Source organism: Calditrichota bacterium, from assembly GCA_013112635.1.
Taxonomy (GTDB): domain Bacteria; phylum Calditrichota; class Calditrichia; order Calditrichales; family J004; genus JABFGF01.
Map to the genome: position 1 here is coordinate 369,517 of JABFGF010000005.1, position 17,995 is coordinate 387,511.

Annotated in this window: 14 protein-coding genes and 1 tRNA gene; 12 read left to right on the plus strand and 3 right to left on the minus strand. The window is 36.6% G+C overall.

Features of this window, described 5'->3' with window-relative positions; translation table 11 throughout:
- Positions 1 to 14: 14 nt before the first annotated feature.
- From HND50_15180 to HND50_15190, 3 genes are read right to left on the minus strand one after another with little or no spacing between them, the layout of a single operon-like run.
- The gene (locus HND50_15180; protein NOG46583.1) at positions 15 to 587 is read right to left on the minus strand and encodes a DUF84 family protein; all 573 of its coding nucleotides are present in this window, start codon (positions 585 to 587) and stop codon (positions 15 to 17) included.
- A complete protein-coding gene (locus HND50_15185) occupies positions 584 to 1,507 on the minus strand; it encodes a hypothetical protein (protein NOG46584.1) in 924 nt (307 codons plus the stop codon). Before HND50_15185 ends, HND50_15180 begins: the two co-directional genes overlap by 4 nt.
- Before the next feature lie 13 nt (positions 1,508 to 1,520).
- Entirely contained in the window at positions 1,521 to 2,831 is a 1,311-nt protein-coding gene (locus tag HND50_15190) for a 5'-deoxyadenosine deaminase (GenBank protein NOG46585.1), read from the minus strand.
- A gap of 282 nt (positions 2,832 to 3,113) precedes the next feature.
- On the opposite strand from HND50_15190, the gene HND50_15195 reads away from it, so the two are divergent.
- From HND50_15195 to HND50_15250, 12 genes are all read left to right on the plus strand, one after another.
- On the plus strand, positions 3,114 to 6,359 hold the full coding sequence (locus HND50_15195; protein NOG46586.1) for a protease: 3,246 nt from the start codon (positions 3,114 to 3,116) through the stop codon (positions 6,357 to 6,359).
- A gap of 218 nt (positions 6,360 to 6,577) precedes the next feature.
- Positions 6,578 to 7,579, plus strand: a complete 1,002-nt coding sequence (gap, locus tag HND50_15200) for a type I glyceraldehyde-3-phosphate dehydrogenase (protein NOG46587.1) — start codon at positions 6,578 to 6,580, stop codon at positions 7,577 to 7,579.
- A 97-nt stretch (positions 7,580 to 7,676) separates the two neighbouring features.
- Entirely contained in the window at positions 7,677 to 8,873 is a 1,197-nt protein-coding gene (locus HND50_15205; GenBank protein NOG46588.1) for a phosphoglycerate kinase, read from the plus strand.
- 119 nt (positions 8,874 to 8,992) lie between these two features.
- Positions 8,993 to 9,757 carry a triose-phosphate isomerase gene (locus HND50_15210; protein ID NOG46589.1) on the plus strand — a complete coding sequence of 255 codons (765 nt, stop codon included), beginning with the start codon at positions 8,993 to 8,995 and terminating at the stop codon, positions 9,755 to 9,757.
- A 181-nt stretch (positions 9,758 to 9,938) separates the two neighbouring features.
- Positions 9,939 to 10,310 (plus strand): preprotein translocase subunit SecG, encoded by a 372-nt coding sequence (gene secG / locus HND50_15215; protein NOG46590.1) that lies wholly within the window; start codon positions 9,939 to 9,941, stop codon positions 10,308 to 10,310.
- An 8-nt stretch (positions 10,311 to 10,318) separates the two neighbouring features.
- Positions 10,319 to 10,402 (plus strand) — tRNA-Leu (locus tag HND50_15220).
- 75 nt (positions 10,403 to 10,477) lie between these two features.
- Complete coding sequence (locus tag HND50_15225) at positions 10,478 to 11,032, plus strand: phosphatase PAP2 family protein (GenBank protein NOG46591.1); 555 nt, start codon at positions 10,478 to 10,480, stop codon at positions 11,030 to 11,032.
- Between the two features lie 16 nt (positions 11,033 to 11,048).
- Positions 11,049 to 12,041: a bifunctional oligoribonuclease/PAP phosphatase NrnA gene (locus HND50_15230; protein ID NOG46592.1), complete on the plus strand. Its 993-nt coding sequence runs from the start codon at positions 11,049 to 11,051 to the stop codon at positions 12,039 to 12,041.
- Between the two features lie 391 nt (positions 12,042 to 12,432).
- A complete protein-coding gene (locus HND50_15235) occupies positions 12,433 to 13,395 on the plus strand; it encodes a hypothetical protein (GenBank protein ID NOG46593.1) in 963 nt (320 codons plus the stop codon).
- 110 nt (positions 13,396 to 13,505) lie between these two features.
- Complete coding sequence (locus HND50_15240) at positions 13,506 to 15,026, plus strand: hypothetical protein (protein ID NOG46594.1); 1,521 nt, start codon at positions 13,506 to 13,508, stop codon at positions 15,024 to 15,026.
- Positions 15,027 to 15,063: 37 nt separating this feature from the next.
- Complete coding sequence (locus HND50_15245) at positions 15,064 to 16,575, plus strand: hypothetical protein (GenBank protein ID NOG46595.1); 1,512 nt, start codon at positions 15,064 to 15,066, stop codon at positions 16,573 to 16,575.
- A gap of 283 nt (positions 16,576 to 16,858) precedes the next feature.
- Positions 16,859 to 17,968, plus strand: a complete 1,110-nt coding sequence (locus HND50_15250) for a hypothetical protein (GenBank protein ID NOG46596.1) — start codon at positions 16,859 to 16,861, stop codon at positions 17,966 to 17,968.
- The last annotated feature ends 27 nt before the right edge of the window (positions 17,969 to 17,995 follow it).

Sequence of the window (17,995 nt, forward strand, 5' to 3'; positions counted from 1 at the left end):
CTGTCAGTTAAAATTTAATAATAGTCTGTATTAAAAAAAGGAACAAACGCGTTAATTATGGCAGATTCAAAAGCCTGACTTCTTGTGTATAAATTTTCAGTCAAAATACCAAAAGCACCATTATTCGAATGGACATCTTTTTTGCCGGAGGCTTTATCAATTACTTCTGCCAGCTCCTTTTTATCATTGAATAATGGCAAGCTTATTTTTTCCGGTAGCGGAATTCCTGCTGAACAGCCAAAGAAGCCAATCTTGCCATTATAAATATAAACCCAGTTTTGCAAAATAGCCTGGTTTGTATTTTTCTCGATTTCGCTGGTTAAAAAAACACCGCCTTCCATGCCGATTGCAAAGTTAACCGGGGTGGTGGAAATTAATGTTTTATATGTAAAAAAGGCCCTGTTGCGGGCCCCGTTTAAAACTTCATTTAATGTTAGCGGCATATTTGAAACAGATGATGGCGCGCTTACGGATAAAAATTTTGATTCAGATTTAAACTTATTCGGAAAAGTCTGTCCTAATTTTTTTATGGCAGAATAACAAGCCTTTTCTTTTGCCTTGTTTTTTGAACCGATGGCAATAATCATCTATTGTCAGAGGAATCTTCTACAGCAGGCGTAAACAATTCTTCTTCGCCCGGATCTTTTTCTTCTTCCTGAACTTCTTTTGTAGTTTCTTCATCGGATTGCTGATCATCAGACTGATCATCCGATTGCTCCATAATATCAATTGCCGATTCTAAACTACTGTCTTCATCGCCTTCTGTTACTTCTTCAACTACCTCTTCATCGGGCTCTTGGTCTTCGGCTTCAGGGTCTTCTATTAAACCAAGTGCTTGTCTGTAAACGGTCATCGCAGAATCTGTAGTAGCCAATTCAGATGTATTAGCGGGGTCTTTTAATTTAATCTGAGACAGAATGCTGAAATCTGAATTCGGAAAAAGACTGCTGACGAGTCGATATCTGCCGGCTGCTTCATCCACAAGACCAATTTTTGCTTCAACAAGGGCACGACGATAGACAGCTTCTGATTTTGATTGGTTATCATCGCTGTCAGGATATTTTAAAGCCTGGTCATAATAATCTATTGCATTCTTGTAGTCCACAGAGTCTGTAGTAACAATCCCGGGATTAAAAAGGGCAGCGCGTTCCCACCATTTTCCAAGTTGTACATAAATTTTAGGAATGCGTTCAGGAATAATGTTTTCTTTTACAAGGCGATGCAATTGATTCATCTGGTCTTCAAATTTATCCATATTGCCGTAAGCTTCAGCGATCTTTATTTGGGCATCAATATGCAGGTTGGATGTAGGGAAATCGAGTAGCAGTTTTTTGTAATCTTTTATGGCATTTTCATAATCGCCGGATTCCATTTTTTTATCGGCCATTTGCATCATTTCAGCATCAGTGATTTGCGTATAATCAATATCCTCTTTTTGAGTACCGCCACACGATAAAAATAGTGTTAGTAAAATTGTTAAGGCTGTAACTTTCAAGTATGTCATCATTTTCTCCATGACGTTAATTAGTGCATATTTTTACGGCGTTTTCAATATTTGTAAAAATGTGGTTTTCATCAATCGTTTTTACTTTTTTGTCTCTTACGATCCATTGACCGTCAATCATCACATGTTCTACATCATTTGCTTGCGTGGAATATACGAGTTTCGAGTAAATATTGTCGAATGGAATTGAATGAACTTGATTTAATTTAATAAAAGTTAAATCTGCTTTTTTTCCAATTTCAATACTTCCGATCTGATCCTTTAAGCCCAGTGTTTCCGCACCGTTAATTGTGGCCAGCTTAAATACATCTTGTGCAGGCATTGCTTGTGGCCCATTTGTTGGTTTTTGTATTAGTGCCGCCAACCGCATTTCCATAAAAACATCCAGATTATTATTGCAGGGCGCACCATCAGCACCTATCGATACTTTAATGCCACGTTTCAAAAAATCAGGAATGGCTGCAATACCAGAACCCAATTTCAGATTTGATGATGGGCAGTGCAACACTTTTATTTCTTGCGCTTTTAAAAGTTGTTTTTCATTTTCATCAAGCCAGATACAATGCGCCAAACATAAGTTCTCCCGTGCAAAACCAAGTTTGTCGAAAACTTCTACATTACGTAACCCAAACCGTTTTTTTACCATATCAAGTTCATCTGGGTTTTCCGATGCATGTGTATGAAACAAAGTATTATGTTCTTTTGCCAATCGTCCAGTCTCAATCAAAAGTTCATCCGAACATGAAACAGCAAATCTCGGTGCAAAGGCATAACGAATCCGCCCATTGCCGCTGCCATCCCATTTTTTTAATAGCCGGACACTTTCATCAATACTATTGTGCGTGTCTTCATTTAAGCCATCCGGAATTTTGCCATAATCCATCATTGTTTTGCCGGCAAATGCGCGGATACCGCTTTTCACCAATTCTTCAAATATCACATCCTGGTGCTGGACAGTGCCCATATCGAGAATGGTAGTAGTGCCGGATTTTAGTAATTCTGACAAACCAAGTTGCGCACTTAGTCTCAACGTTTCCGGTTGATGGGCAGCTTCAAATGGCCAAATTTTTTCTTTGAGCCAATCCAAGAGAGATAGATCATCTGCAAGGTTACGGAAAAGGGTTTGGCAAAGATGGATATGAGTTTGAATTAGACCGGGTGTTACAACGTAGCCTTCAGCATCAAAAACATCATAACCTTGTGCAGGGATATTTTTTGACACTTGCTCAATTCGGTTTTCTGAAACCAGGATATCGCCTTTGAAAAAATCAAAGGAGGGATTCATTGTAACAATTTGTGCGTTTTTTATGAGAATTTTTGATGGCATAAATTTAATCGAAATAAAAACTTACCAAAGATAAATCGTCATTGGCTTTTGATCAAGTTATTAATCTTTCGGTTTTTTTATGTTTAGGGATTTGAATGGATGATAAGTTAAATTGAGCCTTACATTAAATAATGAATATGTGTAACTTAAATACATACGCAGATCATATAATTCAAAAATTGAAATTAATAAATAAAACTTTTTTACGATAAAAACGTGGTTCTTTGTACCATCAATTTCTTTTTAAATTCAAACCTATATTATTATTGAAGGAGGTATTCCATGCAGCTTATTAAGCTATTGATTCTCTTAGTTTTCACTTGCTCATTTTCTCTAGCGCAAGATGAAGCCAGGTTATTGCGTTTCCCGGCCATTTTTGATAACCAGGTTGTTTTTACATATGCCGGCGATTTATACACAGTTGATGCAAATGGCGGTGTAGCGCGCAAATTAACGAATCATGATGGTTTTGAAATGTTTGCACGTTTTTCGCCAGATGGCAAAAATTTGGCATTTACCGGACAGTATGATGGCAATACAGAAGTCTTTTTAATGCCTTCAAATGGTGGTTCGCCAACAAGGTTAACATTTACCGCAACTTTAAACCGCGACGATGTGGCTGACCGTATGGGGCCAAATAATATTGTAATGGCCTGGAAAAAAGATGGTAGTCAGGTGGCTTTCCGTTCTAGAAAAAAATCTTACAATAGTTTTAATGGATCTCTATTTCTGGTGAGCCCAAAAGGAGGCTTACCAGAGCAAATCCCTGTACCCCGTGGTGGTTTTCTCTCTTTTTCTGATGATGGTTCTCAGATGGCTTATAACAGGGTTTTTCGTGAATTCCGAACCTGGAAAAAGTATCGCGGTGGTATGGCCGATGATGTTTGGATTTTTGATTTTAAAACTAAAAAAATTGAAAATATTACTAATAATCCAGCGCAAGATATTATCCCGATGTGGCTTGGAAATAGAATTTACTTTCTCTCCGATCGTGATGAAAATAAGCGCATGAATTTATACAGCTATGATCTGACATCGAAACAAACGAAAAAGCTTACTCAATATTCTGAGTTTGACATAAAATTTCCGTCTTTGGGTAAAACCAATATTGTCTATGAAAACGGTGGGTACCTTTACAAGTTTGATACCCAATCTGAAAAATCAAGTAAAATAAAAGTGATTATATCAGATGATTTTCTTGGTAGCCGGAAAGAACTTAAAGATGTGAGTAAATCGGTTAGTAATTATGAGATATCTCCAGATGGAAAACGCGCCTTGTTTGGTGCCCGTGGAGATGTGTTTACTGTGCCTGTAAAAGAAGGACAGACCCGAAATCTTACAAAATCATCTGCAATTCATGAAAGAAATTCCAAGTGGTCTCCCGATGGAAAATGGATTGCTTTTATTTCTGACAAAAGTGGTGAAGATGAAATTTATATTCAGGCACAGGATGGCAGTGCAAATGCTGTTCAGATCACCAAAAATGGTGAAACCTACAAATATCAAATGTACTGGTCGCCGGACAGTAAAAAATTGTTATGGGGTGATCGCAGGCAAAGATTGAGATATGTAGATATCGATTCAAAAAAAATTAAAGAAGTTACAAAAGCAAATGCTTGGGAAATCCGCAATTACGCCTGGTCTCCGGATAGCAAATGGATTACCTATGAATTTCCTGAAGAAGAAGTAATGAACAGGATTTATGTTTATTCTCTTAGTTCGGGCGAAGCCAAACCGGTGACAGAATCCTGGTATAATTCCTCAAACCCTGTTTTTAGTCAAGATGGAAAGTATCTTTATTTTACTTCTAACCGGGATTTCAATCCTATTTATAGCAATACAGAATGGAACCATGCCTATCAGGATATGTCGCGGATTTATATATTACCTTTAACAAAATCTGCAAAGTCACCATTTGCGCCAGAAAGTGATGAGGTGGCAATTAAGTCTAAAGAGAAAAGGGATAAAAAAGATAAAGATAGCAAGGACAAAAAAGTAACTGTTAAAGTTGATTTTGCCGGAATAGAAAATCGTGTAATTGGTCTCCCGGTTTCAGCTTCAAATTATTTTAGCATTGTTTCTGTTGGTGATAAACTTTACTACGGACGAAGGGGAAGCAAGGACGCTAAAACGAAACTGTTGATGTACAATTTTAAAGATAAGGAAGAAAAAGATCTTGGTGAGGTGAATGGTTATGAAATTTCTGCTGATGGTAAAAAAATGCTTGCCTCTGCCAATGGATCTTATGCTATAATTGATTTACCAAGTGCCCCAGTTAAGCTTGATAAAAAACTAAATCTTGCAGGAATGGAAGTATTGGTTGATAAAAAAACAGAATGGAAGCAAATCTTTAACGAGAATTGGCGTCAAATGCGGGAATTTTTTTATGCTCCAAATATGCATGGTGTGGACTGGTTAGCAATAAAGAAAAAATATGAACCACTGTTAGCGTACGTGAATCACCGCAATGACTTAACCTATATAATGGGCGAAATGGTTGGTGAACTAAATGTTGGACATGCATATGTTGGCGGAGGTGACCGTACTAATCCTAAACGGATAAAACTTGGATTATTAGGGGCACAAATAAAAAAAGATGCCTCCGGATATTACAAAATCACTAAAATTTTGAATGGAGAGAATTGGAACAACAGGTCGCGTTCGCCTTTGACAGAGGTTGGTGTAGATGTTTCTGTTGGTGATTTCATAATAGCCGTTGATGGAAAAGATCTAAAAAGTGTTAACAACATTTATACTACATTAATAAACAAAGCTGGAAAACAAACCATTCTTAAGGTGAATAAGAACCCACAAGAAAAAGGGGCCCGTACGGTAACTGTAAAACCAGTTGCGGATGAATCCCGTTTATACTACCTGGATTGGGTAAATGGAAATATTGAAAAAGTAAATAAGGCAACGAACGGTGAAGTTGGCTACATCCATATTCCTGATATGGGCCGAGGTGGCTTAAATGAATTTGTAAAACATTTTTATCCGCAAATCCGCAAAAAAGCTTTAATTGTGGATGTTCGTGGAAATGGTGGCGGAAATGTTTCTCCAATGATTATTGAAAGGCTACGTCGCGAGGCTGTGATGATTAATATGGCACGAAATACAAGCCCGGGGCCAAATCCTGGAAGTATAATTTATGGACCGATGATTGCCTTGGCTGATGAATTTTCAGCATCTGATGGAGATATTTTTACATTTCGGTTTAAAAAACACAAATTGGGTAAAGTGGTTGGTAAACGCACATGGGGAGGCGTTGTAGGGATTCGTGGATCATTGCCGTTTGTTGATGGTGGCGATTTAAGGAAACCTGAATTTTCGCGTTATGACCTTGAAGGTAAAAAGTGGTTGATGGAAGGTATTGGGGTTGAGCCTGATATTTACGTTGATAATGATCCTTACAAGGAATTTACCGGCGAAGACCAGCAGCTTAACAGGGCGGTTAAAGAAATTATGGATGAACTAAAAACAAAGAAAAAAGAAATTAAACCTATCCCGGCTTATCCAGATAGAAGGTAGTTTCATTTTAAATTTAAATATAAAGGCTGTCCAAATGGATAGCCTTTTTTTATGGAAATCCATTTATTTTATGAATTAATCACTTTTATTTTTACACGTCTTATTATCTAATAAAAGTGGTCGAAAACCTCTCTTTAATTTTGATTTAATTAAGATATAATTTTAAATTACCAGCTTACATTTTAGCAAATATCAAATACCTAAAAAGGAGTAGTAGAATGAGTGTTCGTGTAGCAATAAACGGTTTTGGCCGTATTGGAAGATTGGTTTTCCGGGTTATCCAGGAAACAGAAGGCGTTGAGGTTGTGGCAATTAATGATTTGACAGACGCAAAAACCTTGGCCCACTTATTAAAATATGATTCAGTCCATGGCCGTTTCCCCGGCGATGTTAGTTTTGAAGGAGATACTTTGGTAGCAGGAGGATCCAAAGCAAAAGTATTGGCAGAAAGAGATCCTGCAAACTTGCCATGGGGAAAAATTGGTGTGGATGTTGTTGTTGAAGCAACTGGTATTTTCCGCGCAAAAGCACAAATTATGAATCACATAAATGCCGGCGCTAAAAAAGTGGTTTTAACAGTCCCCGCAAAAGATCAAATTGATAACACCATCGTTTTAGGCGTAAACGATGATGATTTAAAAGCATCCGATCTTATTGTTTCAAATGCCTCTTGCACAACAAACTGCCTAGCGCCTGTTGCAAAGGTTTTACATGATTCATTTGGAATTAAACGTGGTCTAATGACTACAATCCATGGTTATACAAACGATCAGCGTATTCTGGATTTACCGCATTCCGATTTACGCCGTGCCCGTGCTGCAGCCGAAAATATTATCCCAACAACAACCGGGGCTGCAAAAGCGGTTGGTAAAGTTATAACTGAATTAAATGGAAAACTGGATGGCGGCGCGATGCGTGTTCCTGTTAGTGACGGTTCTTTAGTTGACCTCGTTTGTGAATTGGAAAAAGATACAACAGTTGAAGAAATAAACGCTGCAGTTAAAGCGGCAGCAAACGGCCCGATGAAAGGAATTCTTGAATATACAGAAGACCCAATCGTTTCTACGGATATTATTGACAATCCGCATTCAAGTGTTTTTGATGCGCTGTCAACAACTGTTATGGGTGGCAACTTCATAAAAATACTTTCCTGGTATGATAATGAATGGGGTTACTCTTGCCGTGTTGTTGATTTGTTGAAAAGAATGGCGACAATGTAGATTGTTGTTAGATTAAAGATTAATAATCTTCTATTCGCAGAGGGCTGTAAAAGGCTCTTTGCGATTTTGTAATACTAAAAGATAGGTGGAGAAAAGAATGGCCAAGCTGACAATTGATAATGTAGATTGCAGGGATAAAAAAGTTTTAATACGATGCGATTTTAACGTTCCATTGGATGAAAACCTTGAGATTACGGATGACCGTAGAATAGAATCTTCTCTTAAAACCATAAAAAAAGTTTTATCGGACGGTGGCTCTGCAATACTCTGTTCTCACCTTGGCAGACCAAAAGGCGAAGTTAAAGAGAATATGCGCTTATTACCTGTTGCAAAAAGGTTGTCTGAATTACTCGACACAAATGTACCATTGGCACCAGATTGCATAGGCAGCGATGTTTTGGCTATGAAAAATGATTTGAAACCCGGCCAGGCCCTGCTTCTTGAAAATCTCCGCTTTCATAATGAAGAGACAAAAAATGATTCTGATTTTGCCCGGCAACTGGCACAAGGTTGTGACATTTTTGTAAATGATGCGTTTGGAACGGCACATCGTGCTCACGCTTCTACACACGGGGTTACTGAATATTTTGATCAGTGTGCCGGAGGCTACCTGATTGAGAAAGAATTAAAATTTTTAGGAGATGCTATTGCAAATCCGGAAAGACCGATGGTTGCAATTTTAGGTGGTGCAAAAATCTCCAGCAAAATTGATGTAATTTACAACTTGCTCGGAAAAGTGGACTCACTGATAATCGGTGGTGGAATGGCTTACACTTTTTTTAAAGCACAAGGTTTTGAGATTGGCTCCTCATTGTTGGAAGAAGATAAACTTGAAATTGCTTTAGAGATTATGGACAAAGCAAAATCCAGTACAACAAAACTATTACTCCCTGTTGACATTCTTGCTGCAGATAATTTTGATAATGATGCCAGAAGTGAAATTTTTTCTTATGATTCACTAAGCAGCAAAATGATGGGTTTGGATTGTGGTCCAAAAACTATTGAAAAATTTAGCCAGGTCGTTTCCAATGCAAAAACAATAATCTGGAACGGGCCAATGGGTGTTTTTGAAATGCCCAATTTTGCCCATGGTACTTTTCTCATAGCACAAGCAATGGTTGAAGCCACAGAAAAAGGCGCCATAACAATTGTTGGTGGTGGAGATTCTGCTGCAGCTGTTTCAAAGTTTGGCATCGATGATAAATTAAGCCATATTTCTACAGGTGGAGGTGCTTCATTGGAATTTCTTGAAGGCAAAGAACTACCGGGAATTGCTGCTTTAACAGAGGTTTAAATGGTTCTTGGTGTTTTATTTGTGAATCGACTGCTCGATTCAAGTATTGACTCAGTCAATACAATCCAAAAATGGAATCAATCTTTAAAGATCATAAAACTAATTTTAGGAAGTATAAAATGAAACGTAAAAAAGTAATTGCCGGAAACTGGAAGTTACACAAATCAAATAGTGAAGCACAGCAATTGGCAAACCAAATAAAAATCCGTTCTACAGATATTAAAAATGCTGACATCATTTTATGCCCGCCTTACACTGCGCTCACTGTCGTACATGATGTAATTAAAGATTCAGAAATCGGCCTAGGTGCACAAAACATGTATTGGGAAAAATCAGGTGCGTTTACAGGTGAAATAAATGCGGAAATGATTAAAAGTACAGGCGCCGGCTATGTGATTATCGGCCACTCGGAAAGACGGCAATATTTTGGCGAAACAGATGAAACAGTAAACAAGAAAATTAAAGCTGCTTTGGATGAAGGTTTAAAGCCAATAGTTTGTGTTGGTGAAAGCCTTGAAGAACGTGAATCTGACATCACCGCAAAAATAATTGAAACCCAGGTTAATGGTGCGTTATCCGGTTTAACAGCTCAACAAATGGCAGATTTGATTATTGCTTATGAACCTGTGTGGGCTATCGGGACAGGGAAAACAGCAACACCGGAGCAAGCCCAGGAAGTTCATGCTCAAATCCGCGCACTGGTGGATAGCCAGTTTGGCAACGATGTATCTTCCAATATCCGCATTCAGTATGGTGGTAGTGTTAAAGAAGAAAATGCAGAAATTCTACTGGGGCAACCAGATATAGATGGCGCACTTGTTGGTGGCGCCTGCTTAAAGGCAGAAACATTTTTACCAATTATCCAGGCAGCGGAAAAGCTTTAAGGATTGAGAGATTTTAAGATTGAAAATTGTTAGATATAAAATGCTTAGAAATCTACCTGTTCCAAGATTCTATACAATTTTTAATCTTTCAATAGTGCAGTCTTTCAATGAAATTTCTTGCAGTAGCTATAAAATCTTGCTACATTACGCAACTATAAAATTTGATGGAGTTTAAAAGTTCATGTATACGTTTCTTGTAACACTATTTGTACTTCTTAGTTTTTTAATGATTGTAATTATCCTTTTACAGGCTGGAAAAGGCCAGGGTTTAGCCGGCGCGATTGGCGGGGGAATGGCCGGACAAAGTATGTTTGGCGGACGTGGCGCTGCTGATTTTCTTACAAAAGCTACCACCTACATAGCCACAGCATATATGGTTTTAGCCCTTGGGATTGGATTATTATATAAAAGCGAAGCTGAAGATACTCAAAAAAGTCTGATCCAGAAAAAAATGGAAGAACAACAAGCTAATGAACAACCTTCTTCATTACCTGTTGCCAATCCAAGTGGAGATGTAATTCCGGAAATTCCAGCTCAGGAAACACAAGAATAGTTTTAATTGCTGGGGTGGTGGAACTGGTAGACACGCTATCTTGAGGGGGTAGTGGGCTTATGCCCGTGCGGGTTCAAATCCCGCCCTCAGTACGAAAACTTAGTCCGTTGAAATATTTTTAACGGACTTTTTTTTTATATCAACGTAAAAAATCGGGTTTTTGATACATGATTGAATTTTTTAACCAGATTGACACCGCATTATTTATCTTCCTGAATGTGACAATTGCTAACCCTGTTTTTGATATAATAATGCCATTTATTACTAATAAGTGGACCTGGGTTCCGGTTTGGCTTTTACTGATGGTTGGGCTGATTTGGAAGGGTGGCAAACAAGGTAGATGGATTTTACTGGTGGCAATCCTGACAGTTTCAAGTTCCGATTTGATTGCTTACCGGGTTTTGAAGAAAAATATTAAACGTGTCCGGCCTTGTAATGTAATCGAACAAACTCATCTCACAGTTAGAAGAAGCAAATCACCTTCTATGCCATCGAACCATGCTTCAAACTTTTTTGCTCTTGCAACTATATTTTCCTATTTCTTCCGCCGATATAGATATTGGTTCTATGGAACTGCAACGCTTGTGGCCTTTTCCAGAATATCAGTTGGTGTACACTATCCATTTGACGCATTGGCCGGAGCCTTATTAGGATACTTACTTGCCAGGTTGATGATTTATTTATATAACAAATTTATTTATCCCAGATTTATTTTAACTTGATGAAAACAGGAGAAATATGGCTATTAATCTAGAAACCGAAAAAAAAATTGCAGATATCCTGGATTTTGTAAATAAAAATGATAATTATCTTTTAACTGCACATGTTAACGCAGATGGTGATGCCATTGCTTCTGTTTTGGCCTTCAGCCTTTTTCTGGACCGGCTTAATAAAACCTATTCAATCATTTTACATGATCAAAAGATTGAGGAAAAATATAGATATCTAAAAAACTGGGAAAAAATCATTTCTTTTAATGAATCGGATCTTTCGAGTTATAAGAATAAAATAAATGTTGCGTTAATTTTTGATTCACCTGGGGATCGAAGGATTGGTGATGTAGCTAGCATTGTTGATAAAAAAAATGGAAATATAAAAATTGATCATCACCCATCGGAGACAGATTACAGCGCGCTTGATTGGGTAGACACATCCGCTTCTTCAGTTGCATCGATGGTTTTTGAAATTATTAATGCCAGCGATATTGATATTGACAAAAATATGGCAGAGGCTATTTATACAGGTATTGTTTATGATACAGGCCGGCTTTCTTTTTCAAATACCCGTACAAAAGATCTGGAAATCTGTGCCAATATGGTCGACCTTGGTGTTGAGCCTGGCAAAATTACAAATAATTTATTTTTTGATAACAGCGCCCATTCTTTAAAAGTTATTGGAATAGGGCTGAGTAATATTACTCAATTTTGTGATGGTAGGGTTTCACTTATTCCTCTGTTTGAAAAAGATATGGAAAATGTAGATCCCGGTGATATTGAAGTTTTGGCTAACCACAGTGTTTCTGTTAGAAATACGGAGGTTGGAGTTTTTGTACGTGAAAGGGAGCCTGGTTTTTTTAAATTAAGTTTGCGTTCCAAGGAGTATGTTGATGTTAGTAAAATTGCCGGCCAGCTTGATGGAGGTGGTCACAAACGCGCCTCGGGCTGCCGTTTTACAGGCAGTTATGATGAGCTGATTAAAAAACTAATCCCGATTATTGAAAAAGAACTTTGAGATTGTTGAACCGCTTCTGTGAAATCCCGATGCCTTCAAACGGGAAAATATTGAAAATTTAAAGATTGTAAACTTTGAAATAGCCAAAATTTATTAGCTCAAGTTTTTTTAATGTATGATAATCCTTCTATTGCTTTCCCTTCTTTTCTCAATTATTTATTCCGTACCATCTGGTACATATACAATGCCCCAAAGCGTACTAATCTAATAATAAATTTTAATCTAATTTAATTACACTTTCCTTAAGTTGTTGAAAATAAAGACTTTATTCTTTTTCTCAAAATTTTGGCACGCTGTATGTATTAATGCGGATCAACTAACTAAATAATGCAGGTTCCAAATCCAACGGGCCCGGAAATGAGAACATGCAAAAATTGATCAGGAGAAAGTCATGAAGAACATAAACTTAATTTTTAGCGCATTAATCTTTCTATTCATTTATTCATGCAGTGAAAATGGTACAGAGTCAGACAATATATCAGAATCTGAAGAACAGGCAGCAATCCAACAGGTATTGGATGCAGATGATTTAATTTATGAAGAAGTTGGTGATGGTGATGAAGATTCTTATGGTGTAGATGATCCAAGCTGGCTTGGCGGTGGTTTTGCCAAAGATGGTGTTCGTGCACGTTTTGGTCGCAGAATTAGCGGACGAGAAGGCAATGTTGAAATTATTCTGACATCTGATACAACTGCAACAGCATATATCTCACGCCAGTTTAAAGGAAAATTTGTCTCTCTAACCGGTGCTCAAACAAGTGATACAAGCTGGTCACTAAATCGTTTTGAAAAGCCGCTGGCACACAACGTTGAACGAGTAGTCAATCTTAAAAAATACCGCGATGATGCAGAGATTGACCGTCGTAATTGGAAGATTGAAAGCATATCTATGGCTGATGGCAAATCTGACCCAACAACGGTTTCAATTGTTGAACTTATTATTTATGCAGAAGGACAGGATAGTGTTGTAATTACGAACCCGACAGCATACTTCCAGAATGGTCTTAATATGTTTACTTTCCCACGTTTTACAGAAGTGACTGTAAAAGTTATTGTTGAAAACACAACAGCCAATGCAATCGAATGGCCTTCAGGATCGGGCTCCACGGAGAATGTCCGGTTGCATTATGGCCGTAACCGCCAAGGACACCGCGCAATTAAAAAGTTTGAATATATGGGTGAGCGCAGTGGTTACCAGGTTTACCAGGGAACATGGACTATCCAGCAGTTTAGAGGAATCCATCATGCTATAATTGATGTTATTGATAACGGCACTATTCTTAATGATGACGAAGTTGCTTATCCTTATAGCTCAGCAACCTGGGGAACACCATACGTAGTAACGCCCTTCTAGGGTAATTGGGAAAAATGGCCTGCCTGCGGGCGGGCTGTTTTTGTAATTTAGAAAGTTGATTGTAAAAATAATTAGATTTAAACTTAATCGATCAGAAAAACAGAATAAAAATGAAACGCTCATTAATAACACTTTCCATACTGCTCATATCTTTAAATTATCTTTTTGCTCAATCTTCGGATATTGATGCAAACAGGGTAAGACAGAATATTCGTGCCCTGGAAAGGAAAATTGAACAGATAGCTATTCTTTCAGAGCGTTATCAAAATGATCGTGCGCAATTATTAATAAACAAATCAAAAGATGAATTTTTACTTGCTCAAAATTTATTAGCGGAATGGGCTAAATTATCCAGACCACGTCCTGCTCAAAAATTGATTGAAGCCAGGGCTCATTATATTCTCTCAAATAGCCTCGCCGATCAAGCATCTCGCTTACTTTTATTTAAGCCTGCGGCGGATCTTAAAACAGAACTGGAAAGATTAATTATACGTGCAGAGTCTGTTGTTCATAACAAGAATACCAATGAGATTCGTTATTTTTTAAACAAAGCACGTACATTTCATCAGGAATCATTAAATGCATTTAGAAAAAGCAGTTATTTAAAAGGCCATGAATATTTAAAAATTGCTATTTACTTTGCAGAGAAAACTATTTCACTGGCAACTTCAAACCAGGATGACACAAATCATTTAAAAAAGCTTGAAGAACAAAGAAATAATATTCTGGTTTTATTGAACCAGGTCTCCAATTCGATTAGTGATAATCCTGTTTTAAGCGAACTTTATCAGAATGCCCAGAACTATATCAAACGTGCCTTAACCGCTTATAATAATGGGAATTTAAACGGTGCTTATTCGCATCTTCAAATTGCAGAGCGTCTGGTTTACCGAATAATTGACCTGTCTGAAAATAGTAATAATTCCAGTGAAGACCGTATAAAGGATGATTTTCAATCTCTTGGAAGGTATCTGAATTCTGTTCGCAATGAATTGGAAAGCCAGGGACAAAGCAGCAAATTACTTGACCGCGCAGACAAGATATATTCTGAAGCAGGCAAAAACATTTCCCGTGGGCAATTTGAAAAGGCAGCAGGAAACCTTAAGCTTTCACAGAGGATGGGAATGCGTGCCTTCAATAAAATATCATCAGATCGTCAACCCGGCCAAGAAAACCTGCAAAATCGTATCAAGGAAATTCAACGTTTAACAAAACTGCAAGAAAATAGAATTGCAGAAAATGAAACCAACTCTTTAAAATCTTTACACAACCAGGCCGTAAAATTTCTCAACCAGGCAGAACAAGCCTTTATAAATAAAAAATACAGACAAGCTTCGTATTTATTAAACCTAAGCTTACGTGTATTGAACAGAACTGAAAAACTGATTGGGAGTATTCAAACAGCCCAAATTTCACCTAAGAAAATTGAAGATGATTTAATACGAATTGAGCAAATATTTACACGCTTGACTAATAATCCCTCTTTGCAGGATCAGGAAAAGGTAAAGGTTAATTATCTCTCTGAACTACTCAAGAAAGCCCGTCAGGAATATCAAAGCAATAACCTGGCTTTCACGCGTGAAATTCTTTTTATCATCCAGCATCAACTGAGTACAATGCTCAAAAACTAAACTTTAATGGATTGGAAATTGAACGGATTTCGGCTTCATGAATAATCCTTTAATTACATATTGTGTTTTGCTTTTTGCAATTTGTGGTAAACTTTTTGCTCAGGAAACTGAACAAGGGGAATACGAGCTTTTAGCAATGGAAATAGATATGTTGGGATCCTACTCAACTTTTTCTCAAAACACAAATGCATTAATTGACTCTGCCAAAGAATACGCCCTAAAAGGTGATTATGATTTTGCCATTGTTTATTTAGAAGAAGCTAAAAGTAGCATTACTACCCCAGAAAATGTAAACAAGCCAAATGAAATTTCACATTCAAAGAAAATATTCTTTTTTAATCTGCAAACAGGGATTGATTACAACCGCCAGGAATTTGAGCTGGGTTTTGAACAAAGCGACAGTGTTTTACTTGATGAATTAAGTAAACCGTTTGTTGGATTTGACCTTAGGTACTTAAGTGATGATCATACTTTCCAATTGGAAAACAATCTGAGATATGATAAGGAAAACCTGCAAAATGAACTGTTTTTACAAAATGAGTTTAAGAATAGCTCACTTTCTTTTACCCCAAAACTCGGGATAGTTTTTGATAAAAATTTTTCTTACTCAACCCTTGGGTATCTTGAAGTATTTACTGATTTGGGTATTAAAAGTGCTGATATAAATTCTAGTTGGTATTGGAGTATTAAAAACCTGGTAAGGTACAAAAGGTTTGAACAGTCTACAGAGACAATTCCCAATTTTATACGTAACACTTTTACAGCTTACCTGGTTAAGAGTTATAATTTTAATAAAAACTTACAGTTTGATTATAACTTTGATCTTAATGAAAGCATTAAATATTTAAATAATGATTTTAGTGAACATGATGCAGGGATTAGTTATCAGGACCAATTTTTTAAGCGCCTTAAATTCCGTGGTTCAATACGATCCAGAATAAATGAATTTAACTATTTAGTGCAGGATGAACTACGTGACAGTTCATTTACAAACAGATCGCAAACATATTCTGTTAATCCAAGTTTAAAATATGAATTAAATCCTCTTTTCAGCATCGATTTAAAATATAAAGTCGATTTTAAAAAATTTGATATTAAAACTGAACAGGAGCCGGATTACGTATTTCAATTTATAAATCCTGCTTTAATTACGCACTTAAATGATAATGTCAGCATAAAACTTGGGTATGTCTTCGAAAAAAAATCTCATAAAACTTCTGCATTGCTTGAGGAGCAATATATAAAAGATCAAAACTATAGTTCGCAAGGCATAGCAACAGGTTTAGATTATGCTTCAGTTTCAGGAATTATTATTTCCTTAAATGCTGAGTATATGCTACGCCGTTATCCAAATGTACAGGAAGATGTAACCTTTAGTATTTATTCAAACAGAAATATTTTAAACTTCCTCTTTTTTGCGCAAGTGCCCATAAATGAAAACATCTCAATAAACGCCATCGGCTCTTATGATAATGACAAAGATATTGACAGTGATTTTAACGATTCAATTTCATCATTTTATACGTTTGAGCTTACATATTCATTTTAATATCATCTAAATACACTTTCATGAAACATTCGGAAACTGTTTAAGTATTAGTATCATATTAATACAAATCTAAATAATGCCGAATAACTAATTATCACCTTGCTTTTATACATTAGTTCAGGTAAATTTGGGGCATTAAATTTCTGCATAGAAATATCATATTTCCCCCAAATCTTAAAGAGTATTTATAGAATCAATTCAAAATTTTAACTTTTCGTTTCAAAAATAAAACAATTTTAAACATATATTAAGGCAGGTTTTTCTGTTTTAATTTGGAGTAGTAATGGAACAGCATTTACATCTTTTATCCGTATACCTGAAAAAATGGTCTTATGGAGAAAACAAACTTACACTAAACTTTTCTTTTTGCCTTGGAGATAAATATCATAGAAAACACCGTGATTTAAAGATAGCCAAGGCGACAAATATGGTTAATGAAATTTTATCACAGGTAATAAAAGAAGCAAAGTCTGAAAAAGGCAGTACTATTAAAGTGGTTAATGAAGGCGAAGCAAAAAAGCAGCTTAATGCTTTTTTTATGAAGATAGGCAAAGAGTTTAATCAAAATAAAAAAAGCCGTGGTAAGTCCAGAATGATTTCATCGCGAAGCATAGATTTTTACTATAAAGATAGTGAGTATGAATTGCTCACAGATGAGATAAAGTTTTTTGTTCATTTAAACCGTGGTCTAAATAAAATGAATGGTGATTTGTGGGCCAATGCAATTTCTGACTTTAAACAGGCTTTAAAAATTAAACCTGAGGATGTAATTGTCAATAAACATTTAGCAAGTGCTTATAACAAATTAGGTCAGTTTTCTGATGCAGTTACACCATTAAAAATTTATGTGGATTCTGAACATAGTGCAGAAAGTTTGAACACATTGGCCACAGCCTATATAAATCTTGAAGAGTTTGACAAGGCTGACAAAATTTACAAACAGATATCTGAAGAATTTGATGACCAGACAATGGCTCTTTTTGGCAGAGCACAAATCGCATATAAGCAGGGATTGAATTATCTGGAATACCTGGATGAAATATATAAAACTAATTCGACCTGGTTGGTTGAAAAACTAAAAACCAATTGGGAGTACAAACTGGCCAATGAAGACTTGCAAACTACCTGGAACGCATCAACAGCTGCTCGTTATCTTGGCTTTGAGCGGCCATTCGATCTAACAAAAAAAGCATTTAATCATGAAATCCCTTGTTATTTTAATGCCGATAAAGGCACAATACGTTTTGTAAAAGAAGAGATTGATTGCTGGATTGAACTTCGCAATAAGTATAATTTGGATGGATCCAAATATAAAGTTTTTGTAAATAAACTAACTGCGGAAGAAAAAAAGCTTACCTCTAAAAAGAAGCAGGGTGTAAAAGTAGCATCATAATATTTTAAATATCCACAAACCTTTCCT

Coding starts and splice junctions, on each gene's coding strand:
- HND50_15230 (NOG46592.1), top strand. CDS start 11,049: ATGGCTATTAATCTAGAAACCGAAAAAAAAATTGCAGATATCCTGGAT.
- HND50_15190 (NOG46585.1), bottom strand. CDS start 2,831: ATGCCATCAAAAATTCTCATAAAAAACGCACAAATTGTTACAATGAAT.
- HND50_15225 (NOG46591.1), top strand. CDS start 10,478: ATGATTGAATTTTTTAACCAGATTGACACCGCATTATTTATCTTCCTG.
- HND50_15180 (NOG46583.1), bottom strand. CDS start 587: ATGATTATTGCCATCGGTTCAAAAAACAAGGCAAAAGAAAAGGCTTGT.
- HND50_15250 (NOG46596.1), top strand. CDS start 16,859: ATGGAACAGCATTTACATCTTTTATCCGTATACCTGAAAAAATGGTCT.
- secG (NOG46590.1), top strand. CDS start 9,939: ATGTATACGTTTCTTGTAACACTATTTGTACTTCTTAGTTTTTTAATG.
- HND50_15205 (NOG46588.1), top strand. CDS start 7,677: ATGGCCAAGCTGACAATTGATAATGTAGATTGCAGGGATAAAAAAGTT.
- HND50_15240 (NOG46594.1), top strand. CDS start 13,506: ATGAAACGCTCATTAATAACACTTTCCATACTGCTCATATCTTTAAAT.
- HND50_15235 (NOG46593.1), top strand. CDS start 12,433: ATGAAGAACATAAACTTAATTTTTAGCGCATTAATCTTTCTATTCATT.
- HND50_15210 (NOG46589.1), top strand. CDS start 8,993: ATGAAACGTAAAAAAGTAATTGCCGGAAACTGGAAGTTACACAAATCA.
- gap (NOG46587.1), top strand. CDS start 6,578: ATGAGTGTTCGTGTAGCAATAAACGGTTTTGGCCGTATTGGAAGATTG.
- HND50_15245 (NOG46595.1), top strand. CDS start 15,064: ATGAATAATCCTTTAATTACATATTGTGTTTTGCTTTTTGCAATTTGT.
- HND50_15185 (NOG46584.1), bottom strand. CDS start 1,507: ATGATGACATACTTGAAAGTTACAGCCTTAACAATTTTACTAACACTA.
- HND50_15195 (NOG46586.1), top strand. CDS start 3,114: ATGCAGCTTATTAAGCTATTGATTCTCTTAGTTTTCACTTGCTCATTT.